We start from the raw sequence: 22,188 nt of genomic DNA on the forward strand, positions 1-22,188 counted from the left end.
TGGGTACTGCTGGTTACATGGAGATGTCATGGAAATGTGTTGCTGAGGGATAAAAACGCAGTGTTAAACGCGGTTGAAGGCAGGGAAGGTAACGCGGGGGTTGTTAAAGAAGCGCTAACAAAGTGCAGGCTGCAGCCGCACTTTGTTAGCGCCAGGTTTCACAGCTCTTGCTCGAACACGCCCAAAATAGCTTCATGCAGTTTCTGAGCGGTAAAGCCGTTGGACGGGGTGACGAAAATCGTATCGTCGCCGGCAATCGTGCCGAGGATGCCCTGGGATTTACCCAATGAGTCGAGCAGGCGAGCGATCAGCTGCGCGGCGCCCGGGCTGGTGTGGATCACCACGACGGCGTCGTTATGGTCGACGTCCAGCACCAGATTCTTCAACGGGCTGGTGGTGGTCGGCACGCCGAGTTCGGCAGGAAGGCAATACACCATTTCCATTTTGGCATTGCGCGTACGTACCGCGCCGAACTTGGTCAGCATGCGCGATACTTTGGATTGGTTAATGTTTTCGAAGCCTTCTTCTTGCAGCGCCAAAACGATCTCGCCTTGAGAACTGAATTTTTCTTCTTTCAATAACGCTTTGAACGTCTTGATCAGATCTTCCTGTTTTGCGGGATTACGCATTTTGCACCGTGGAATGTTGATAGTGGAAGTCATGATTATGCATATAGATGAATTTTTATGCAACAAAGGCCGACCCAAAGAAAATAAACATGACCGGGCGGCGAGGAAAGGACGGCATTTTAACAAAATCCGGCAGCGATGAATATGCCCTTTTGACGACGGAAAATCGGCCTGCGGTGGTAAATAAAATGTTATTAAAATGATGTTGTTCTGATGTTGCGTAAGGGTGTAATGTAACGGCCGGTTAACTTGCTCGTGAATAACCTCGCACTATTTTTGATTAATGTGCGCTATGCCCTTCATGCGTAAGCGATTTAATCTAAAATGGGCGCGACAGCGGCCGTTTTATTACACCTGCAGGCAAGAATTGGCTAATTTATTGTTTTTAAAGGTGTAATAACTTAAGGTCCGTAACCAACACATTCACGGCGCTTTATATATTTAAGATAATAAAGGAGTATAGGATGAAAGTTGCAGTTCTCGGTGCTGCTGGCGGTATCGGCCAGGCCCTCGCCCTTCTACTCAAAACCCAGCTTCCTTCAGGTTCTGAACTCTCTCTCTACGACATTGCCCCCGTTACCCCAGGCGTTGCCGTCGACTTAAGCCACATCCCAACCGCAGTTAAAATCAAAGGCTTCAGCGGCGAAGACGCGACCCCGGCTCTGCACGGTGCGGACGTGGTGCTGATTTCCGCCGGCGTGGCCCGTAAGCCGGGCATGGATCGTTCTGACCTGTTCAACGTTAACGCCGGCATCGTGCGTAACCTGATTGAGCAAGTGGCGAAAACCTGCCCGAAAGCCTGCATCGGCATCATCACCAACCCGGTTAACACCACGGTCGCCATCGCGGCGGAAGTGCTGAAAAAAGCCGGCGTTTACGACAAGAACAAACTGTTCGGCGTGACTTCGCTGGATATCATCCGTTCCAACACCTTCGTGGCCGAGCTGAAAGGCAAGCAGCCGGAAGAGCTGAACGTGCCGGTCATCGGCGGCCACTCTGGCGTGACCATCCTGCCTCTGCTGTCGCAGATCCCTGGCGTGAGCTTCACCGATCAGGAAGTGGCGGATCTGACTAAACGCATTCAGAACGCCGGCACCGAAGTGGTGGAAGCCAAAGCCGGCGGCGGGTCTGCAACGCTGTCCATGGGCCAGGCGGCCGCACGTTTCGGTCTGTCTCTGGTGCGTGCGCTGCAGGGCGAGAAAGGCGTAGTGGAATGCGCTTACGTTGAAGGCGACGGCAAATACGCTCGCTTCTTCGCACAGCCGCTGGTACTGGGCAAAAACGGCGTTGAAGAGCGCAAAGATATCGGCACCCTGAGCGCCTTCGAGCAGAAAGCGCTGAACGAGATGCTGGACGTGCTGCACAAAGATATCGAGCTGGGCGAGAAGTTCATCAATAACTGATCGTTGCCGATAGTCAGCCGATAAACGCCGCCGGACGCTGTTCCGGCGGTTTTTTTTGCCCCGCGTTCACGATTTGATGCGTGCCTTGCGATCCAGCAGGCAATCGCTGCGCGGATCGTAATAGCGGCTTGGCCAGATCTCCGAAGGGTGGATGCCTATCGCTTCGGCGATCAGCCACTCCCCCTTTGGCCACGGGCGCGACAGCGCGTTGGCCAGCGTTGATGAGCTTAATCCGGCCTTGCGCGACACTGCCGCCAGCGTGGTGCCCTGCTTGCGGAGCGCCGCGATGATATCTGCCGGATGCCAATCTGGGTTCCTTGAATTCATGTTTACATTCCTTTTCTGATTAGCCAAAGTTGCGTTAGTGGTATAACTAACGGGTCAAGGTTAGGCGTTTGCACGACGTGAATCGCTTATTCAGAAATCAGAATACCATTAAATTTCCAAAAAAATACCCAAGTAATTTCCAAAAATGACGTTGCCCACTATTGCCCAGAGATGATGGCCATGAAAAACGAGTGGTTTGCCGCCAAGGAACTGACAGGCATCGCAGGATTACCTTCCTCACCACAGGGAATTAATCTGATGGCCCGGCGCGAAGGCTGGATCAGCCGCAGGCGTAAAGGCGTGCAGGGAAAAGCGTTGGAGTACCATATCGACAGCCTGCCTTCAAACGTGCGTAACCTGCTGGTGCTGAAGGAGGATGGGGCGGTATATGACGTAGAGCGTCAGGATCCGTTGGCGGTCTGGATCGAGTATTACTACCATTTGACGGAGAGCGAGCGCGAGAAAATGGTGGCTTTCCTGATGCGGGAAGGGATCGGCGGCCTGTTGGCGCGCATCGACGAAGAGAGCAATAGCTAGACAGGCCCGCATACGCGGGCCTGATGGATTTTAAGAAATATTTATTTCTTAAAAGTCGCGTTGCACCGCCAGATGGGCCAGGCCCTCCAGCGCCGTACGGTGCTCCGATGCCGGCAAGACCTGCAGCGCGGCGATCGCCTTGTCGGCTTCTTCCTCGGCGCGTTTGCGGGTGTACTCCAGCGAACCGCATTGTTGCATTGCCTGCAGTACCGGCTCTAACAGATGACGGCCATTGCCTTGCTCAATCGCACCGCGGATCATGTCACGCTGCGCGTCGTCGCCGTTGTGCATCGCGTGCAGCAGCGGCAGGGTCGGTTTCCCTTCGTTCAGATCGTCGCCGGTGTTTTTGCCCAGGGTGCTGCCGTCGGCACTGTAGTCGAGCAGATCGTCGATCAGCTGGAAAGCGGTGCCGAGGTAGCGGCCATAGTCTTGCAGCGCCTGCTCTTGTTCGGCGCTGGCACCGGACAGGATCGCCGACGATTGCGCTGCCGCCTCGAACAGGCGGGCGGTTTTGCTGTAGATCACCCGCATATAGCTTTCTTCGCTGATGTCGGGATCGTGCACGTTCATCAACTGCAGCACTTCGCCTTCGGCGATGACGTTGACCGCCTCCGACATCAGCGCCAGCACGCGCAGGGATTCCAGGCTGGTCATCATCTGGAAGGCGCGGGTATAGATAAAGTCGCCGACCAGCACGCTGGCGGCGTTGCCGAACGCCGCGTTGGCGGTGGCTTTGCCGCGGCGCATGTCCGATTCGTCGACGACGTCGTCATGCAGCAGCGTGGCGGTATGAATGAATTCGATCAGGGCGGCGACGGTGACGTGCTTGTTGCCTTCATAGCCCAACGCGCGCGCCGCCAAGACGGCGATCATCGGCCGGATGCGCTTACCGCCACCGCTGATAATGTAATAGCCAAGCTGATTGATGAGCGTGACATCGGAATTCAGCTGTTCGAGAATTGTTGCGTTCACGGCCGCCATATCTTGCGCGGTTAACTCGGTAATTTGATCTAGGTTCATTGTGTTTTTTTCAGCTGTGTTTCTCTTCACCGCGTTGAGATCGCTGCTCACATCGGTACATGGCGGTAACTGTCCCTATGATTGTACTTGAAAAACGGTTCAGATAAACGCCACGAAAGAAACTGCGCTTTTTTTCTTCTTTTTTCTCCTTCTGGTCTTATTCTGCTCTTGTCATGCGCTGCTTTTTTGCGTAGAATTCGCGCCCTATTGTGAATATTTATAGCGCGCTCTGAACTAACACAGTCGGGCACGCGGAAAGCGGAGTTTTATATGTACGCGGTTTTCCAAAGTGGTGGTAAACAACACCGAGTAAGCGAAGGTCAGACCGTTCGCTTGGAAAAGCTGGACATCGCAACTGGTGAAGCGGTTGAGTTTGACCAGATTCTGATGATCGCTAATGGCGAAGATATCAAAATCGGCGTTCCTTTCGTCGATGGCGGCAAGATCAAAGCTGAAGTCGTTGCTCACGGTCGTGGCGAGAAAATTAAGATTGTTAAGTTTCGTCGTCGTAAGCACCACCGTAAGCAGCAGGGCCACCGTCAGTGGTTCACTGACGTTAAAATCACCGGCATCAGCGCTTAAGTTAGGAGAGCGGATTAATGGCACACAAAAAGGCTGGCGGCTCGACTCGTAACGGTCGCGATTCAGAAGCTAAACGTCTGGGCGTAAAACGCTTTGGCGGCGAAGCAGTACTGGCAGGCAGCATCATCGTTCGTCAGCGCGGCACCAAATTCCACGCTGGTACCAACGTGGGTTGCGGCAAAGACCACACTCTGTTTGCTTTGAAAGACGGTAAAGTCAAATTCGAAGTTAAAGGCCCGAGCAATCGTAAATTCATCAGCATCGAAGCTGAATAATTTTTCGAGCCTTACGAAATAGATGTAAGCCCCGCAATTCGTTGCGGGGCTTTTTACATTTATGGGCTGCCTGGGGGTTGGCCTCTCAGCGTTGGCGAAGGTGATATGGATACGAAGCAGCAGGTCGGCGTTGGTATTTCCCTGGCGTTAACCACGGCGGTTTGCTGGGGCGCGTTGCCGATCGCGATGAAAGAAGTGTTGACGGTGATGGAGCCGTTTACCGTCGTCTGGTATCGCTTTACCATGGCCGCCATCGGTTTGGGCGCGATCCTCGCGGTGCGCGGCAAGCTGCCGCCGCTGACGATGTTCCGCCAGCCGCGCTGGCTGCTGCTGTTGGCGATCGCGACGGCGGGGCTGCTGGGCAACTTTGTGTTCTTCAGCTCCTCGCTGCAATACCTGAGCCCGACGGCGTCGCAGGTGATTGGCCAGCTGTCGCCGGTGGGCATGATGTTCGCCAGCGTGCTGATTTTAAAAGAACGCATGCGTATCACCCAGGTCATAGGCGCCCTGATGCTGATCGGCGGGTTGATGCTGTTTTTCAACGTCAGTCTGATAGAAATCTTCACCCGGCTGACGGACTACACGCTGGGCGTTATGCTGGGCGTGTGTGCGGCGATGGTTTGGGTGAGCTACGGCGTGGCGCAGAAGGTATTGCTGCGACGGCTGGCTTCGCCGCAGATCCTGGTTATGTTGTACACTTTATGTGCGATAGCGTTGTTCCCTCTGGCCAAACCCGAGGTGATTTTCCAGCTTAGCGGCTGGCAATTGGCGTGCCTGCTGTTTTGCGGCGCCAACACGCTGATCGGCTACGGTGCGTTGGCAGAGGCGATGGCGCGCTGGCAGGCGGCGCAGGTGAGCGCGTTGGTGACGCTGACCCCGCTGTTTACCCTGCTGTTTTCAGATTTATTGGCGTTGGCCTGGCCCCAGGCATTCGCCGCGCCGACGTTGAATGTCGTCGGCTATGTTGGCGCGTTTGTGGTCGTGGCGGGCGCCATGTTTTCCGCAATTGGTCACCGGTGGTGGCCGCGACGGGCAGAACCCCCCCTGGTTGCTCCTTTGAAGCAGCCCGGTGAATGATTTACGGAGACGGTAAATGAAGTTTGTAGATGAAGCAGCGATTCTGGTCGTTGCAGGCGATGGCGGCAACGGATGCGTCAGCTTCCGCCGCGAAAAATATATCCCCAACGGTGGGCCTGACGGCGGTGATGGCGGCGACGGCGGCGACGTCTACCTGCTGGCGGACGAGAACCTCAACACCCTGATCGACTACCGTTTTGAGAAGTCTTTCCGCGCCGAGCGCGGCCAGAATGGCCAGAGCCGCGACTGTACCGGTAAACGCGGTAAAGACGTCATCATCAAGGTGCCGGTCGGCACGCGCGTGAAGGATCAGGGCACCGGCGAGATCCTCGGCGACATGACCCGCCACGAGCAAAAGCTGATGGTCGCCAAGGGCGGCTGGCATGGCCTGGGCAACACCCGTTTCAAATCTTCGGTCAACCGTGCACCGCGTCAGAAGACGCTGGGTACCGCCGGTGAAGCGCGCGACCTGTTGCTGGAACTGTTGCTGCTGGCCGATGTGGGCATGCTGGGCTTGCCGAACGCCGGCAAATCGACCTTCATCCGCGCGGTGTCCGCCGCCAAGCCGAAGGTGGCCGACTATCCGTTTACCACGCTGGTGCCGAGCCTGGGTGTAGTGCGTATGGACCACGAGCAGAGCTTTGTGGTCGCCGACATTCCGGGGCTGATCGAGGGCGCCTCCGAAGGCGCGGGCCTGGGCATTCGCTTCCTTAAACACCTGGAGCGCTGCCGCGTGCTGCTGCACCTGGTGGACATCGCGCCGATCGACGAATCCGATCCGGTGGAAAACGCCAAAGTCATCATCAACGAGTTGAACCAATACAGCGAAAATCTGGCGCAGAAGCCACGCTGGCTGGTGTTCAACAAAATTGATGTGATTGGTGAGGAAGAAGCCGCCGAACGCGCCAAGGCGATTGTGGAAGGCATGGGCTGGGAAGGGAAGTACTACATGATCTCCGCCGCCAATCGCGAAGGCGTCAACGCGCTGTGCTGGGACGTAATGAACTTCATCAACACCCAGCCGAAAGCGATGGCGATCGAAGAAAGCGCGCCGGAAAAAGTCGAATTCATGTGGGATGACTACCACCGCGAGCAAATCGCGGAAGTGGAAGCCGAAGCAGAAGATGACTGGGATGACGACTGGGACGAAGACGACGACGAAGGCGTCGAAATCATTTACCAGAAGTAATTCGGTGATAAAGGGCTCAGCAACGCTGGGCCCTTGTTATTTGAGCGCCTTTTCCGGCAGCCAGCACTGGGCGTCCAGGCCGCGGGCATCGCGGCGGTTTTCCAGCGTCAAACGCCCCTGGTGCAACTGCACGATGCGGATCACGATATTCAAGCCCAGCCCGCTGCCGCCGTAGCGTTGATCCATGCGGCGAAACGCTTGCGTCAGCTCCCCGACCATCTCTTCCTTGATCCCCGGGCCATCGTCGATGACCTGCAGCAGATAGCCGCTGTCCTGCGGCGTTAACCGCACCTGTATCGCGCCGCCTTCCGGGCCGTAACGGTGGGCGTTTTCGACCAGGTTGCGCAGCAGCAGCCGCAGCAGCACCGGATCGCCGTTCACCGCAGCGGTGGCCGGCAATTGCCAGTCCAGCGTCTGCGCGCGTTGGGCGGTCATTTCGCCGAGTTCTTCCTGCAGCGGCTGAATCACATCGGCCACCCAATCGAAATGCTGGTAATGACCGCTGGCGAAGTCTTGCCCGGCGCGCGACAGCATCAGCAGTTGCTCAACGGTGTGCATCAGCTGATCGATGCGGGCGATCAGCGCCTGGCTGCCTTTGACGCCCTGTTTCTCCATCAGTTCCAGATGCAGGCGAATGCCGGCCAGCGGCGTGCGCAGCTCGTGGGCCGCGTCGGCGGTGAACAGGCGTTCCTGCTGGATGGTGTTGTCCAGCCGCGAGAACAGCTGATTGAGCGCATTGGTGACCGCCACCATTTCCAGGCTGTCGCTGTTGATTGGCAGCGGCGTCAGGTTATCGGCAGAGCGCTTTTCCAGCCGCTGCTGCAATTGGTTGAGCGGGCGGGTGATCCAGCTGATGGCCCAGAATGACGCCAGCAGCGTGACGATCATCATGATCAGCGACGGCGCCAGCAGCGACGCGATGGCCTCGGCTATCTCGGTATCGACGCGCTCGCTGCGCACTTTGGCGGACAAGGTTTCGTCCACCAGGAAGCTGATCTGTTCCTGGCTTTCGTGCCACAGCCAGAAGGCGCTGATGAGCTGCGTGACCAGCAGGATCAGCGCCAGCATCAGCAGCAGGCGGCGGCGCATGCTGATCATGAAGAAGGTTCCAGACGGTAGCCGATGCCGCGCACGGTGCGGATGCGATCCTTGCCCAGCTTGCGGCGCAGGTTGTGGATATGCACTTCCAGCGTGTTGGAGCCCAAATCGTCTTGCCAGGTGTAGAGATCCTGCTGCAGGAGTTCACGGTTGACCGTTTGGCCGGCGCGCATGATAAGACGCGCCAGAATGGCGAACTCTTTCGGCGTAACCTCCACCGGCTGCTGCTGCAGGTAGACCTGCTGGCTGGAGAGGTTCAGCTGCAGGTCATCCACCTGCATCAGATTGTCGCTGTGGCCCTGGTAGCGCCGCAGGAGGGCGCGCACGCGTGCCTGCAGTTCGACCAGCGCGAAGGGTTTGACCAGGTAGTCGTCGGCGCCGGCGTCCAGCCCGTCGACGCGATCTTCCAGGGCGTCGCGGGCGGTCAGGATCAGCACCGGCAGATCGATCTGCTGGCGGCGCCATTGCCGCAGCAACGCGGCGCCGTCCATGTCCGGCAGGCCGAGATCCAGGATCACCATGCTGTATTGGCTGGTGATGAGCAGGCTGTTGGCCTCCGCCGCCGTTGCGGCACAGTCGCAGACGTAGCCTTCGCCGGTCAGCGCCAGCGCCAGCCCCTGTTGCAGCAGTTCATCATCCTCAACGACCAACAGCTTCATGACGATCCTCAGTTGTTTTGGTAAATATCCCGATACAGGCGGCTTTCGAAGCGTACCAGCGGTGCGCGGCGCTGTTTCTGATCTTCCGGCGGTACGGCGTAGCCGGAAAGATACTGCACGAAGGCCATGCGCTGGCCGCTGGCGGTGGTGATGAAGCCCGCCAGGTTGTACACGCCCTGCAGCGCGCCGGTCTTGGCCGACACTTTGCCGTCGACGCCGGCTTCGTGCAGGCCGCCGCGGTAGCGCAAGGTGCCGTCATAGCCGGACAGCGGCAGCATCGAGATGAAGTTCAGCTCGTTGTCGTGCTGCGCGATGTACTGCAACGCCTGCATCATGGTCGCCGGCGCCAGCAGGTTGTGGCGCGACAGGCCGGAACCGTCGGCGATGATGGTATTGCCCAGATCGATGCCGGCCTTCTGGCGCAGCACCTGCCGTACCGCATCGGAACCGGCTCGCCAGGTGCCCGGCACGCCGAAGCGTTCGTGGCCGATGGTGCGGAAGACGGTATCGGCGATCATATTGTCCGATTTCTTCAGCATGATCTTCAGCAGATCGTGCAGCGGCGCCGACTGGGTTTGCGCGATCACCGTGCCGGTGATGCCGGGGCGCGTCTGGCGTTTCAAATGTCCGTCGATTTGGATGCCGGCCTGCGTCAGCTCGTCTTTCAGGATGGCGCCCGCGTAGCTGGCACCGTCCTGGATGGCGAAGGCCAACGGCAGCGGTTCGCTGCGCTGCGTCAGGCAGCCGGTCAGGGTAAAGCGGTTCAGCTCGCCCGGCACCACGTCCAGTTCGCAGTACTGCGCGTCAGCGGAGCCGCGCGCCAGGGTGCGCACCTGGCTAAACATATTGACCGGATAATAGGAGGCGACGCGGATAAACGCCATGTCGCCCGGGTTTGGCGCGCTGTAGAGCGAGACCGAGAAACAGTTGCGATCGACGATGGCGGCGGCCGGCGGCGCGCTGAAGCACTGCGTCAGATCGTTCCACGGCCAGCCGGGCGCTTTGTCATGGCTGGCGAAGACCGAAGTATCGACCAGCACGTCGCCGCTGATTTGGCGCACGCCCTGTTTCTTCAGGACGGCCACCATATTGCGCAGGCTCTGGCGTTTGAAGGTCGGATCGCCGCTGAAGCGGGCGATCAGGTTGCCGCGCAGCACGCCGTCGCGAATATCGCCCTGGCTCTCCAGCGTGGTGGTGAAACGGTAATCGGGCCCGAGTTGCAATAGCGCAGCCAGCGCCGTCAGCACTTTTTGGGTACTGGCCGGCAGCGCCATCTGCTGAGAGTGGTAATCGATCGTCGGCGCGCCGGCGCCGATCTTCTGAACGACCAGGGCAAGGTTGGCCCCATCAGGCAGATATTGTGTGTACTCTTCAACCGGGGCCGCATTCGCATTCAGAACAAATGCGCAAGCCAATGCACTGACAATTCGTGAAAAACGCATAATCTCGGGATAACAGCTGGATAACGTGCCGTCATACTACGGTGCAATCAGGGAAAAAGTAAACGATGACCCTCAAGGAACTCTAGGCTAAAATGCGTATCAAAATGCAAAACCGATCTTGGCTTGGGCCCCGTTCCGAGTCAGGTTTCTTTTGTTTGTCGCCTGGAGGCGGGTGGCGGTATGCCAACCGTGTTTTCATACGAATACGTCAGGATGACGGTTATTTGAACAGGAAAGATTTAGAGGTATTTATACGATGAACCAAATTCCGATGACCTTGTTTGGCGCTGAAAAACTGCGCGAAGAGCTCGAATATCTGAAAAGCGTGCGCCGTCCGAAAATCATTGCGGACATCGCGGAAGCGCGCGAGCACGGCGATTTGAAAGAGAATGCCGAGTACCACGCCGCCCGCGAACAGCAGGGTTTCTGCGAAGGTCGCATTCAGGAAATCGAAGCCAAGCTGTCCAATGCTCAGGTGATCGATATCACCAAGATGCCGAACACCGGCCGGGTGATCTTCGGTGCCACCGTATCGGTGATGAACCTGGACAGTGAAGAAGAAGTGACTTACCGCATCGTTGGCGACGATGAGGCCGATTTCAAGAAAAATCTGATTTCGGTAAACTCGCCGATGGCGCGCGGCCTGATCGGCAAAGAGCAAGATGATGTGGTGGTGATCAAAACCCCTGGCGGCGACGTCGAGTATGAGATCCTGAAGGTTGAGTATCTCTGATCGAGGCCGTTGGTCATTAATGCGCCAACGTTTTGTAAAGATAGGAAAAAGGCCGCAAGCGGCCTTTTATCTTCGTCAGGCGCATGGCACCTTTTCGTTAACCTGATGGTTATTAACGCGGTAGACTGATCTTGCGCTCTTTCGACGGGCGGTAAAGAATAAGCGTGCTGCCGATAACTTGCACATTGCAGGCGCCCGTTTCACGCACGATAGCATCGGCGATCAGGGTTTTGGTTTCGCGATCTTCAGCGGCGATTTTCACCTTGATCAGCTCATGATGCTCCAGAGCCTGTTCAATTTCAGCCAGCACCCCTTCGGTAAGACCGTTATTGCCCAGCATCACCACCGGTTTTAACGGATGCGCCAGGCCTTTCAGGTGCTGTTTTTGTTTGTTATTCAGATTCATTGTCTTTTTTGCTTAAGTTGGGATTGAAAACGGTACATTCTACCGCCATCTCATGTATATCACCAAATCGGTCTTCACCGGTGTGAGTCTACGTGAGCAGCGACCCTGACATAAGACTCTTTTTATGATAGTTGGAAAACGAGATGGCTAATAAAAAGCGTTCGGCTAGCTCCAGTCGCTGGTTACAAGAACACTTTAGCGATAAATATGTACAGCAGGCACAGAAAAAGGGACTGCGTTCCCGTGCCTGGTTTAAACTTGATGAAATACAGCAGAGCGACAAACTGTTCAAACCGGGCATGACCGTGGTTGATCTCGGCGCCGCACCGGGCGGCTGGTCGCAGTATGTGGTCACCCAAATCGGCGGTACCGGGCGCATCATCGCCTGTGATATTTTGCCAATGGATCCTATCGTTGGCGTCGATTTCCTTCAGGGCGATTTTCGTGATGAACTGGTGCTGAAGGCGCTGTTGGAACGAGTAGGTGAGAGTAAGGTTCAGGTGGTCATGTCCGATATGGCCCCGAATATGAGTGGCACCCCGGCGGTCGATATTCCAAGGTCGATGTATCTGGTGGAGTTGGCGCTGGATATGTGTCGTGATGTCCTCGCACCAGGCGGAAGTTTCCTGGTGAAGGTGTTCCAGGGAGATGGCTTTGACGAGTACCTACGGGAAATTCGCTCCCTGTTTACGAAGGTTAAGATTCGTAAGCCAGACGCTTCCCGCGCTCGTTCGCGCGAAGTGTACATTGTAGCGACAGGGCGCAAACTGTAGTACCCTAACGCTGTTTGTTAACACAGTTGTAAGATGAGGTTAATCCCTTGAGTGACATGGCGAAAAACCTAATTCTCTGGTTAGTCATCGCGGTAGTGTTGATGTCTGTATTCCAGAGCTTTGGGCCCAGCGAGTCGAATGGCCGTAGGGTGGATTACTCTACCTTCATGTCCGAACTGACCCAGGACCAGGTTCGCGAAGCGCGAATCAACGGACGTGAAATTAACGTTACCAAGAAAGACAGTAACAAATACACGACCTACATCCCTGTCAACGATCCTAAGTTGCTGGATACGTTGTTAACGAAGAATGTGAAAGTGGTCGGCGAGCCGCCTGAAGAGCCGAGCCTGCTGGCTTCTATCTTTATCTCCTGGTTCCCGATGCTGTTGCTGATCGGGGTCTGGATCTTCTTTATGCGGCAAATGCAGGGCGGCGGCGGCAAGGGCGCGATGTCCTTCGGCAAGAGCAAGGCCCGCATGCTGACGGAAGACCAGATCAAGACCACTTTCGCCGATGTCGCCGGTTGTGACGAAGCGAAAGAAGAGGTGAGCGAACTGGTGGAATACCTGCGCGAGCCGAGCCGTTTCCAGAAATTGGGCGGCAAGATCCCGAAAGGCGTGCTGATGGTTGGCCCGCCGGGGACCGGTAAAACGCTGCTGGCGAAAGCGATCGCCGGTGAAGCGAAGGTGCCGTTCTTCACCATTTCCGGTTCCGACTTCGTCGAAATGTTCGTTGGTGTGGGTGCATCCCGCGTGCGCGACATGTTCGAACAAGCGAAGAAAGCCGCGCCGTGCATCATCTTCATCGATGAAATCGACGCCGTCGGCCGCCAGCGTGGCGCCGGCCTGGGTGGCGGTCACGATGAGCGCGAACAGACCCTGAACCAGATGCTGGTTGAGATGGACGGTTTCGAAGGCAACGAAGGCATCATCGTCATCGCGGCCACCAACCGTCCGGACGTGCTTGACCCTGCGCTGCTGCGTCCGGGCCGCTTCGACCGTCAGGTCGTGGTCGGGCTGCCGGATGTGCGTGGCCGTGAGCAGATCCTGAAGGTGCACATGCGCCGCGTGCCGTTGGCTGCCGATATCGACGCCTCCGTCATTGCGCGCGGTACGCCGGGCTTCTCCGGTGCCGACCTGGCTAACCTGGTCAACGAAGCGGCGCTGTTCGCCGCCCGCGGCAACAAGCGCGTGGTGTCGATGGTGGAGTTCGAGAAAGCCAAAGACAAGATCATGATGGGTGCGGAACGTCGCTCCATGGTGATGACCGAAGCGCAGAAAGAGTCGACCGCGTATCACGAAGCGGGCCACGCCATCATTGGCCGCCTGGTTCCTGAACACGATCCGGTACACAAGGTGACGATCATTCCTCGTGGCCGTGCGCTCGGCGTGACCTTCTTCCTGCCTGAAGGGGATGCGATCAGCGCCAGCCGTCAGAAGCTGGAGAGCCAAATCTCCACCCTGTACGGCGGTCGTCTGGCGGAAGAGATCATCTACGGGCCGGAAAAAGTCTCTACCGGTGCGTCGAACGACATCAAAGTGGCGACCTCCATCGCCCGCAACATGGTGACCCAGTGGGGCTTCTCCGAGAAGCTGGGGCCGCTGCTGTATGCGGAAGAAGAGGGTGAAGTGTTCCTGGGCCGTTCCGTGGCCAAGGCGAAGCACATGTCGGATGAAACCGCGCGCATCATCGACCAGGAAGTGAAGTCGCTGATCGAGCGTAACTACACGCGTGCTCGCTCGCTGTTGATGGAAAACATGGACATCCTGCACTCGATGAAGGATGCGCTGATGAAGTACGAAACCATCGATGCGCCGCAGATCGACGATCTGATGAACCGCAAAGACGTGCGTCCGCCGGCAGGTTGGGACGATGCGAACAAAGGTAACAGTTCCGACAACGGCGGCACCCCGAAAGCCCCGACGCCGGTAGATGAGCCGCGCACCCCAACGCCGGGCAACACCATGTCCGAACAGCTCGACAAGTAACAGCGGCTGTGTAATAACATCAAACCCCGGTACGCCGGGGTTTTTTTTTGCCCGGCGGGCAGTGAACCAGGCAACAGTAAGGTGGACCAACCATGCAGTTAACCGTGCGCGACATGACGCTCAACCTCTCCCATCCGCAGGTGATGGGTATCCTCAACGTGACGCCGGATTCGTTTTCCGACGGCGGCCGCCACAACACACTGAACCAGGCGCTGCTGCACGCGCATGCGCTGATTTCGGCCGGTGCCACGATGATCGACATCGGCGGTGAATCGACCCGGCCGGGGGCGGCGGAGGTGAGTGAAGAGGAAGAATTGGAACGGGTCGTGCCGGTAGTGGAAGCGCTGGCGCAGCGCTTCGAAGTCTTCATCTCGGTCGATACCTCGAAAGCGGGCGTGATCCGCGAATCGGCACACGCCGGCGCACACCTGATCAACGACATTCGCTCGCTGCAGGAGCCAGGTGCTCTCGCGGCGGCGGCGGAAAGCGGCCTGCCGATTTGCCTGATGCACATGCAAGGGCAGCCGCGCACTATGCAGCAGGCGCCGCACTACGACGATCTGATCGCTGACGTTCAGGCGTTTTTCGAGCACCATATTCGGCGCTGCAACGAGGTGGGGATAACAAATCAGAAATTGCTGCTCGACCCAGGCTTCGGTTTCGGTAAAAATTTGGCGCACAACTATCAGCTTCTGGCACGGTTGTCGGAGTTTCATCGTTTCGGTTTGCCGCTGCTGGTCGGCATGTCGCGCAAATCGATGATAGGACAACTGCTGAACGTGCCGCCGGATCAACGGGTTATCGGCAGCGTGGCCTGCGCGGTGATCGCAGCGATGCAGGGCGCGCAGATTGTCAGAGTGCATGACGTTAAAGAAACCGTCGAGGCGATGCGTGTCGTCGAGGCAACACTTTCAGCTAAGGGACAGTAAAGACATGAGCGAGCGCAAATATTTTGGCACCGACGGCATCCGTGGCAAGGTTGGGGACAGCCCCATCACGCCGGACTTCGTGCTGAAGCTGGGCTGGGCGGCGGGTAAAGTACTGGCGCGTCACGGTTCGCGCAAGATCATCATCGGTAAGGACACGCGCATCTCCGGTTATATGCTGGAGTCCGCGCTGGAGGCCGGCCTGGCGGCCGCAGGATTGTCCGCCTCCTTCACCGGGCCGATGCCCACCCCGGCGGTGGCTTATCTGACGCGCACCTTCCGCGCCGAAGCCGGCATCGTCATCTCCGCGTCGCATAACCCGTTTTATGACAACGGCATCAAGTTCTTCTCGATCGACGGCGCCAAGCTGCCGGACAACGTCGAAGAAGCAATCGAAGCCGAGATGGAAAAACCGCTGACCTGCGTGGAGTCCGCCGAGCTGGGTAAAGCCAGCCGCATCATCGACGCTGCCGGCCGCTACATCGAATTCTGCAAAGGCACCTTCCCGAGCGAGCTGAGCCTGAAGGGGTTGAAAATCGTGGTCGACTGCGCCAACGGGGCGACTTACCACATCGCGCCGAGCGTGCTGCGCGAGCTGGGCGCCACGGTGATCGCCATCGGCGTTGAGCCGGACGGCATGAACATCAACGAAAAATGCGGTGCCACCGACGTGCGTCAGCTGCAGGAGCGCGTACTGAAGGAAAAAGCGCACGTGGGCTTGGCGTTTGACGGCGACGGCGATCGCGTGATGATGGTGGACCACCTGGGCAACAAGGTGGACGGCGATCAGATCCTGTACATCATCGCCCGTGAAGGCCTGCGTCAGGGCCAGCTGCGCGGCGGCGCGGTCGGCACCCTGATGAGCAACATGGGGCTGGAGCTGGCGCTGAAACAGCTGGGCATTCCGTTCGCTCGCGCTAAAGTGGGCGACCGTTACGTGCTGGAGAAGCTGCAGGAGCTGGGCTGGCGCATCGGTGCGGAAAACTCCGGCCATGTGATCCTGCTGGACAAAACCACCACCGGCGACGGCATCGTGGCCGGGCTGCAGGTGCTGACCGCCATGGTGCGCAACCACATGAGCCTGCATGATCTGTGTAGCGGCATGAAGCTGCTGCCGCAGATCCTGGTCAACGTGCGCTTCGCCGGCGATCACAATCCGCTGGAGTCCGACGCGGTGCGTAAAGTCGCCGAGCAGGTGGAAGCCGAACTGGCCGGCCGCGGCCGGGTGCTGCTGCGCAAATCGGGCACCGAACCGCTGATCCGCGTGATGGTGGAAGGCGAGGACGAACAGCAGGTGACCGCGCTGGCACATCGCATCGCCGACGCGGTGAAATCCGCAGGTTAAAACAGACAGTTAGCCGCCGGGCTCGGCAAAGCTGAGCCCGAAGAGGCGATTGTTGGCGTTTTTTTCCGCAAACGCGCCGGCGGCTGCAAATTGCCCTTGCGCGGGTTGGCGGCTTTGGTTAGTATTCACACCCGCTTCAGTAGGCAGTTTATAAAAACGCCTGCTTGATGAGTGTGAAGCATTTGGCATGCGGTGAGGCCGCAAGGATACGGGTACTACTATGTACGAAGCTCTTCTGGTAATTTTCCTGCTGATCTCAATCGGGCTGGTCGCTCTGATTATGCTGCAGCAAGGTAAAGGCGCTGATATGGGAGCCTCTTTCGGAGCAGGTGCATCAGGCACGCTGTTCGGTTCGAGTGGTTCCGGTAACTTTATGACCCGCATGACTGCTGTGCTGGCGACGCTGTTCTTCGTCATCAGCCTGATTCTGGGCAACCTCAGCAGCAACCAAAGCAAGAAAGGCAGCGAGTGGGAAAACCTGGGTCAGCCAGTGAAAACTGAGCAGACAACCGCGCCGGCAGCACCTGCCAAGCCGAGCAGCGATATCCCGCAGTAAGCCGCAACAAAGTTTGAAAACGGTGGTTGTGAACTCGAAAGAACAACGGCCGTTAGCAGTAAGAATCAGTACCGAGGTGGTGGAATTGGTAGACACGCTACCTTGAGGTGGTAGTGCCCTAACGGGCTTGTGGGTTCGAGTCCCATCCTCGGTACCAAATCCCAGAGATAACTTGCAATTTTGCGATTATCGGCGTAGTATTTGCCACGTTTTCGGACGCGGGGTGGAGCAGCCTGGTAGCTCGTCGGGCTCATAACCCGAAGGTCGTCGGTTCAAATCCGGCCCCCGCAACCACTTTCCTTTAAGTGTTTATTTTCAAATACACTTTTCGATTGAAACCCGCTTTTCTCGATCAACATTTGAAAATGACACTTGCTCGAAAGTTGTACCGAGGCCGCCTAGCGGCAAACAGGGTCCAGTTGCATAAAGCCCCGATTTTTCGGGGTTTTTTGTTATTTGGCAACAGAATCACTGGGCTATTTAGCCCTTTTTTTATGTCTTGGGGGTGGGCTTGTCCACATTAGAGCAACAGTTAACAGAGATGCTTTCGGCACCGGTAGAAGCGTTGGGCTTTGAGCTTGTAGGCATCGAATTCATTCGTGCGCGCCAATCGACGCTCCGCATCTATATTGATAGTGATAACGGCATCAATGTTGATGATTGCGCTGATGTCAGCCACCAGGTCAGCGCTGTATTGGACGTCGAAGATCCAATCACGGTCGCTTACAACTTGGAAGTCTCCTCTCCTGGCCTTGATCGCCCGATGTTCACCGCAGAGCACTATACGCGTTTCCTCGGTGAAGAAGTCAGCCTGGTCCTGCGCATGGCGGTACAAAACCGTCGCAAGTGGCAGGGTATTATCAAGTCTGTCGAAGGCGAGATGATCACGGTTACTGTGGAAGGGAAAGATGAAGTGTTCGCGCTGAGCAACATCCAGAAAGCGAACCTGGTACCCCACTTTTAAAGTTTGGAAGAGGCAACTAGGATGAACAAAGAGATTCTGGCTGTTGTTGAAGCAGTTTCCAATGAAAAATCCCTTCCGCGCGAGAAGATTTTCGAAGCGCTGGAAACTGCATTAGCCACCGCAACCAAGAAAAAATACGAGCAGGAAATCGACGTGCGCGTCAGCATTGACCGCAGAACCGGCGATTTCGATACCTTCCGCCGTTGGGTCGCCGTAGATGAAGTGACTCAGCCAACGCGTGAAATCACGCTGGAAGCCGCTCAGTTTGAAGACCCGAGCATCGAGCTCGGCGGCTATGTTGAAGATCAGATCGAATCCGTGACCTTCGACCGCATCACCACCCAAACCGCCAAGCAGGTTATCGTGCAAAAAGTGCGCGAAGCCGAGCGTGCGATGGTGGTTGACGCTTTCCGTGAACACGAAGGTGAGATCGTCACCGGCGTGGTGAAGAAAGTGAACCGTGACAGCATCGCGCTGGATCTGGGCAACAACGCCGAAGCGGTGATTGGCCGTGAAGACATGCTGCCGCGCGAAAACTTCCGTCCGGGCGACCGCATTCGCGGCGTACTGTACGCCGTGCGTCCTGAAGCTCGCGGCGCGCAGCTGTTCGTCAGCCGTTCCAGTTCGGAAATGCTGAAAGAACTGTTCCGCATCGAAGTGCCGGAAATCGGCGAAGAAGTGATTGAAATTAAAGCGGCAGCCCGCGATCCTGGCTCCCGCGCGAAAATTGCAGTGAAAACCAACGACAAGCGCATCGACCCGGTCGGTGCCTGCGTAGGTATGCGCGGTGCGCGCGTTCAGGCCGTGTCGAGCGAGCTCGGCGGCGAACGCATCGACATCATCCTGTGGGATGACAACCCAGCGCAATTCGTCATCAACGCCATGGCGCCGGCCGACGTCGCGTCGATCGTGGTAGACGAAGATAACTGCACCATGGATATCGCCGTTGAAGCCAGCAACCTGGCGCAGGCGATCGGCCGTAACGGCCAAAACGTGCGTTTGGCTTCCCAGCTGCTGAAACAACACCGCGGTGACGATCGTTGGGAACTGAACGTGATGACGGCGGACGACCTGCAGGCCAAACACCAGGCCGAGGCTCATGCCGCTATTGATACCTTCACCAAGTATCTTGATATCGACGAAGATTTCGCCACCGTACTGGTTGAAGAAGGCTTCTCCACGCTGGAAGAGCTGGCCTACGTGCCGATCAAAGAGCTGTTGGAAATCGACGGTCTGGATGAAGATACGGTTGAAGCATTGCGCGAACGCGCCAAAGCTGCATTGACCACGCTGGCCCTGGCACAAGAAGAAAGCCTGGGCGACAACAAACCGGCCGACGATTTGCTCAACCTGCCGGGTCTTGAGCGCAGCATGGCCTTTAAACTGGCCGCGCGTGGGGTTTGTACGCTGGAAGATCTTGCCGAGCAGGGTGTTGACGATCTGGCTGATATTGAAGGGCTTAGCGATGAGCAAGCCGGTGAGCTGATCATGGCTGCACGCAATATCTGTTGGTTTGGCGACAACGCGTAATAACTGTAGCAGGAAGGAACAGCATGACGACAGATGTAACCGTAAAATCGCTGGCAGCAGAGATTCAGACTCCGGTTGATCGCCTGGTACAGCAGTTTGCTGATGCAGGGATCAACAAGTCCGAGTCGGACTCTGTTACCCAGCAAGAAAAAGAAACATTGCTGGCGCACTTGAACCGTGAACACGGCAGCGCGCCGGGTAAACTCACTTTGCAGCGCAAAACGCGCAGCACCTTGAATATCCCGAGCACCGGCGGTAAAAGTAAATCGGTGCAAATTGAGGTCCGCAAGAAACGCACTTATGTAAATCGCGATACGCAGGAAGCCCAGTTGGCTGAAGCGGCAGAGCAGGCACAGCGTGAAGCGGAAGAGCAGGCACGGCGCGAAGCGGAAGAGCTCGCAAAACGCGAAGCGGAAGCGAAGCGCGCTGCCGAAGAGCAAGCCAAACGTGAGGCCGCGGAGATTGCTAAGCGTAATTCAGCGGAAAAAGAAAAAGTGACCAATCAACATACCGACGAAATGACCAAGCCAGCTCAGGCGGAAAAAGCACGCCGTGAAGCCGAAGCCGCTGAACTGAAACGCAAAGCGGAAGAGGAAGTGCGCCGCAAGGTTGAAGAGGAAGCCAAGCGCGTGGCAGAAGAAGCCCGTCGCATGGCCGAAGAGAACGGCGAGAAGTGGGCCCAGGCAGACGCGGCAAGCGCCGCGGTTGAAAGCGCCGACTATCACGTGACCACCTCTCAGCACGCCCGTGCCGCAGAAGACGAGAACGACGCCAAAGTTGAAGGCGATCGTCGCAGCCGCACCCGCGGCGGCAAAGCCACCAAGCAGAAGAAAGGCAACAAGCTGTCCGAGTCCAAAGCGGACCGCGAAGAAGCGCGTGCCGTTACCCGTGGCGGTAAAGGCAAACGCAAGCCTAGCGCTCTGCAGCAGGGCTTCAATAAGCCGGCGCAGGTGGTTAACCGTGACGTGGTGATCGGCGAAACCATCACCGTGGCCGAGCTGGCCAACAAGATGGCGGTAAAAGGTTCTCAGGTCATCAAAGTGATGATGAAGCTGGGCGCCATGGCCACAATCAACCAGGTTATCGACCAGGAAACCGCACAGCTGGTTGCCGAAGAGATGGGCCACAAAGTTATCCTGCGCCGTGAGAACGAGCTGGAAGAAGCGCTGATGAGCGACCGTGATACGGGCGCTGCGGCCGAGCCGCGCGCGCCGGTCGTGACCATCATGGGCCACGTTGACCACGGTAAAACCTCTCTGCTGGACTACATCCGCTCCACCAAAGTGGCGGCGGGCGAAGCCGGTGGCATTACCCAGCACATCGGTGCCTACCACGTAGAAACCGAGAACGGCATGATCACCTTCCTGGATACCCCGGGCCACGCCGCATTTACCTCGATGCGTGCTCGCGGTGCTCAGGCGACTGACATCGTGGTTCTGGTGGTGGCGGCCGACGACGGCGTGATGCCACAGACCATCGAAGCTATCCAGCACGCGAAAGCGGCGCAGGTGCCGTTGGTGGTTGCGGTGAACAAAATTGACAAGCCGGAAGCCGATCCGGACCGCGTTAAGCAGGAACTGTCTCAGTACGGCGTTATGCCGGAAGAGTGGGGCGGCGAAGCGCAGTTCGTCCACGTGTCCGCGAAAGCCGGTACCGGTATTGACGAGCTGCTGCAGGCTATCCTGCTGCAGGCCGAAGTGCTGGAGCTGAAAGCGGTTCGCAGCGGCATGGCGAGCGGCGTGGTGATCGAGTCCTTCCTGGATAAAGGCCGTGGCCCTGTGGCTACCGTGCTGGTTCAGGAAGGTACGCTGAACAAGGGCGATATCGTCCTGTGCGGCTTCGAATACGGCCGTGTGCGTGCGATGCGTGACGAACTGGGCCGTGAAGTGACCTCCGCCGGCCCGTCTATCCCTGTGGAAATCCTGGGTCTGTCCAGCGTGCCTGCAGCGGGTGACGAAGCGACCGTGGTGCGCGACGAGAAGAAAGCGCGTGAAGTGGCGCTGTACCGTCAGGGCAAATTCCGCGAAGTCAAACTGGCGCGTCAGCAGAAGTCCAAGCTGGAAAACATGTTCGCCAACATGACCGACGGCGAAGTGTCCGAGCTGAACATCGTACTGAAGTCCGACGTACAGGGTTCTTGCGAAGCGATCAGCGACTCGCTGCTGAAACTCTCCACCGATGAAGTGAAGGTGAAGATTGTCGGCTCCGGCGTAGGTGGTATCACCGAAACCGACGCGACGCTGGCTGCGGCTTCCAACGCCATCATCCTGGGCTTCAACGTGCGTGCCGACGCTTCTGCGCGCCGCGTAATCGAAGCGGAAAGCCTGGATCTGCGTTACTACTCCGTGATCTATAACCTGATCGACGAAGTGAAGCAGGCGATGAGCGGTATGTTGGCGCCGGAATACAAGCAGCAGATCATCGGCCTGGCCGAAGTGCGCGACGTATTCAAATCGCCTAAGTTCGGCGCTATCGCCGGCTGTATGGTTACCGAAGGGACCATCAAGCGTCACAACCCAATCCGCGTACTGCGCGACAACGTAGTTATCTATGAAGGCGAGCTGGAATCCCTGCGCCGCTTCAAAGATGACGTTAACGAAGTCCGTAACGGCATGGAATGTGGTATCGGCGTTAAGAACTATAACGACGTGCGCGTCGGCGACATGATCGAAGTGTTCGAAATCATTGAGATCCAACGCACCATCGCTTAACGATTGCACATCTGCTTA

Annotated in this window: 22 protein-coding genes and 2 tRNA genes; 17 read left to right on the forward strand and 7 right to left on the reverse strand. The window is 57.4% G+C overall.

What is annotated here, in order from left to right; genetic code table 11:
- Nucleotides 1-158: 158 nt before the first annotated feature.
- Entirely contained in the window at nt 159-629 is a 471-nt protein-coding gene (argR, locus tag C3F38_RS04240; RefSeq protein WP_004933572.1) for a transcriptional regulator ArgR, read from the reverse strand.
- 464 nt (nt 630-1,093) lie between these two features.
- On the opposite strand from argR, the gene mdh reads away from it, so the two are divergent.
- Nucleotides 1,094-2,032 carry a malate dehydrogenase gene (gene mdh / locus C3F38_RS04245; RefSeq protein ID WP_004933569.1) on the forward strand — a complete coding sequence of 313 codons (939 nt, stop codon included), beginning with the start codon at nt 1,094-1,096 and terminating at the stop codon, nt 2,030-2,032.
- A gap of 66 nt (nt 2,033-2,098) precedes the next feature.
- Here mdh and C3F38_RS04250 read toward each other — a convergent pair whose 3' ends face one another.
- A complete protein-coding gene (locus tag C3F38_RS04250) occupies nt 2,099-2,359 on the reverse strand; it encodes a helix-turn-helix transcriptional regulator (protein ID WP_038879152.1) in 261 nt (86 codons plus the stop codon).
- Nucleotides 2,360-2,539: 180 nt separating this feature from the next.
- Here C3F38_RS04250 and C3F38_RS04255 point away from each other — a divergent pair, with 180 nt between their 5' ends.
- The gene (locus C3F38_RS04255; protein WP_038879765.1) at nt 2,540-2,896 is read left to right on the forward strand and encodes a DNA-binding protein; all 357 of its coding nucleotides are present in this window, start codon (nt 2,540-2,542) and stop codon (nt 2,894-2,896) included.
- A 48-nt stretch (nt 2,897-2,944) separates the two neighbouring features.
- Here the strand turns inward: C3F38_RS04255 and ispB are convergent, their stop codons facing one another.
- On the reverse strand, nt 2,945-3,916 hold the full coding sequence (ispB, locus tag C3F38_RS04260) for an octaprenyl diphosphate synthase (RefSeq protein WP_047729263.1): 972 nt from the start codon (nt 3,914-3,916) through the stop codon (nt 2,945-2,947).
- A gap of 270 nt (nt 3,917-4,186) precedes the next feature.
- Here ispB and rplU point away from each other — a divergent pair, with 270 nt between their 5' ends.
- From rplU to cgtA, 4 genes are all read left to right on the forward strand, one after another.
- Entirely contained in the window at nt 4,187-4,498 is a 312-nt protein-coding gene (gene rplU / locus C3F38_RS04265; RefSeq protein WP_004933561.1) for a 50S ribosomal protein L21, read from the forward strand.
- 17 nt (nt 4,499-4,515) lie between these two features.
- Nucleotides 4,516-4,773 (forward strand): 50S ribosomal protein L27, encoded by a 258-nt coding sequence (rpmA, locus tag C3F38_RS04270; protein WP_004933559.1) that lies wholly within the window; start codon nt 4,516-4,518, stop codon nt 4,771-4,773.
- 105 nt (nt 4,774-4,878) lie between these two features.
- On the forward strand, nt 4,879-5,850 hold the full coding sequence (locus C3F38_RS04275; protein ID WP_055311901.1) for a DMT family transporter: 972 nt from the start codon (nt 4,879-4,881) through the stop codon (nt 5,848-5,850).
- Nucleotides 5,851-5,866: 16 nt separating this feature from the next.
- Nucleotides 5,867-7,039, forward strand: a complete 1,173-nt coding sequence (gene cgtA / locus C3F38_RS04280) for an Obg family GTPase CgtA (protein ID WP_004933553.1) — start codon at nt 5,867-5,869, stop codon at nt 7,037-7,039.
- Between the two features lie 36 nt (nt 7,040-7,075).
- Here cgtA and pmrB read toward each other — a convergent pair whose 3' ends face one another.
- Genes pmrB through dacB form a run of 3 tightly spaced genes read right to left on the reverse strand, consistent with a single transcriptional unit; the run spans nt 7,076 to nt 10,238 of the window.
- Nucleotides 7,076-8,137: a two-component system sensor histidine kinase PmrB gene (gene pmrB, locus C3F38_RS04285; protein WP_047729257.1), complete on the reverse strand. Its 1,062-nt coding sequence runs from the start codon at nt 8,135-8,137 to the stop codon at nt 7,076-7,078.
- On the reverse strand, nt 8,134-8,796 hold the full coding sequence (gene pmrA, locus C3F38_RS04290) for a two-component system response regulator PmrA (protein ID WP_019453348.1): 663 nt from the start codon (nt 8,794-8,796) through the stop codon (nt 8,134-8,136). Before pmrA ends, pmrB begins: the two co-directional genes overlap by 4 nt.
- Before the next feature lie 8 nt (nt 8,797-8,804).
- Nucleotides 8,805-10,238, reverse strand: a complete 1,434-nt coding sequence (dacB, locus tag C3F38_RS04295; protein WP_025305050.1) for a serine-type D-Ala-D-Ala carboxypeptidase — start codon at nt 10,236-10,238, stop codon at nt 8,805-8,807.
- A gap of 256 nt (nt 10,239-10,494) precedes the next feature.
- Here dacB and greA point away from each other — a divergent pair, with 256 nt between their 5' ends.
- Nucleotides 10,495-10,971: a transcription elongation factor GreA gene (greA, locus tag C3F38_RS04300; protein ID WP_004933539.1), complete on the forward strand. Its 477-nt coding sequence runs from the start codon at nt 10,495-10,497 to the stop codon at nt 10,969-10,971.
- Nucleotides 10,972-11,083: 112 nt separating this feature from the next.
- On the opposite strand, the gene yhbY is transcribed toward greA, so the two are convergent.
- The gene (gene yhbY, locus C3F38_RS04305) at nt 11,084-11,377 is read right to left on the reverse strand and encodes a ribosome assembly RNA-binding protein YhbY (protein WP_004933536.1); all 294 of its coding nucleotides are present in this window, start codon (nt 11,375-11,377) and stop codon (nt 11,084-11,086) included.
- 143 nt (nt 11,378-11,520) lie between these two features.
- Here yhbY and rlmE point away from each other — a divergent pair, with 143 nt between their 5' ends.
- The 10 genes from rlmE (at nt 11,521) to infB (ending at nt 22,170) form a co-directional block, all read left to right on the forward strand.
- Complete coding sequence (gene rlmE, locus C3F38_RS04310) at nt 11,521-12,150, forward strand: 23S rRNA (uridine(2552)-2'-O)-methyltransferase RlmE (RefSeq protein ID WP_004933533.1); 630 nt, start codon at nt 11,521-11,523, stop codon at nt 12,148-12,150.
- A gap of 56 nt (nt 12,151-12,206) precedes the next feature.
- Nucleotides 12,207-14,138: an ATP-dependent zinc metalloprotease FtsH gene (gene ftsH / locus C3F38_RS04315; protein WP_004933529.1), complete on the forward strand. Its 1,932-nt coding sequence runs from the start codon at nt 12,207-12,209 to the stop codon at nt 14,136-14,138.
- A gap of 92 nt (nt 14,139-14,230) precedes the next feature.
- The gene (gene folP / locus C3F38_RS04320) at nt 14,231-15,067 is read left to right on the forward strand and encodes a dihydropteroate synthase (protein WP_038879140.1); all 837 of its coding nucleotides are present in this window, start codon (nt 14,231-14,233) and stop codon (nt 15,065-15,067) included.
- Between the two features lie 4 nt (nt 15,068-15,071).
- A complete protein-coding gene (gene glmM / locus C3F38_RS04325) occupies nt 15,072-16,409 on the forward strand; it encodes a phosphoglucosamine mutase (protein WP_047729249.1) in 1,338 nt (445 codons plus the stop codon).
- Between the two features lie 220 nt (nt 16,410-16,629).
- Nucleotides 16,630-16,965, forward strand: a complete 336-nt coding sequence (secG, locus tag C3F38_RS04330; RefSeq protein WP_004933519.1) for a preprotein translocase subunit SecG — start codon at nt 16,630-16,632, stop codon at nt 16,963-16,965.
- 70 nt (nt 16,966-17,035) lie between these two features.
- Nucleotides 17,036-17,122, forward strand: a tRNA-Leu gene (locus tag C3F38_RS04335).
- A 60-nt stretch (nt 17,123-17,182) separates the two neighbouring features.
- A tRNA-Met gene (locus C3F38_RS04340) sits at nt 17,183-17,259 on the forward strand.
- 217 nt (nt 17,260-17,476) lie between these two features.
- Complete coding sequence (gene rimP / locus C3F38_RS04345) at nt 17,477-17,929, forward strand: ribosome maturation factor RimP (protein ID WP_028127574.1); 453 nt, start codon at nt 17,477-17,479, stop codon at nt 17,927-17,929.
- 21 nt (nt 17,930-17,950) lie between these two features.
- The gene (nusA, locus tag C3F38_RS04350; protein ID WP_019453340.1) at nt 17,951-19,459 is read left to right on the forward strand and encodes a transcription termination factor NusA; all 1,509 of its coding nucleotides are present in this window, start codon (nt 17,951-17,953) and stop codon (nt 19,457-19,459) included.
- A 23-nt stretch (nt 19,460-19,482) separates the two neighbouring features.
- On the forward strand, nt 19,483-22,170 hold the full coding sequence (gene infB / locus C3F38_RS04355) for a translation initiation factor IF-2 (RefSeq protein ID WP_004933511.1): 2,688 nt from the start codon (nt 19,483-19,485) through the stop codon (nt 22,168-22,170).
- Nucleotides 22,171-22,188: the final 18 nt, after the last annotated feature.

Origin of the sequence: Serratia sp. SSNIH1, from assembly GCF_002935055.1 — a bacterium.
GTDB classification, from domain to species: Bacteria; Pseudomonadota; Gammaproteobacteria; order Enterobacterales; family Enterobacteriaceae; genus Serratia; species Serratia nevei.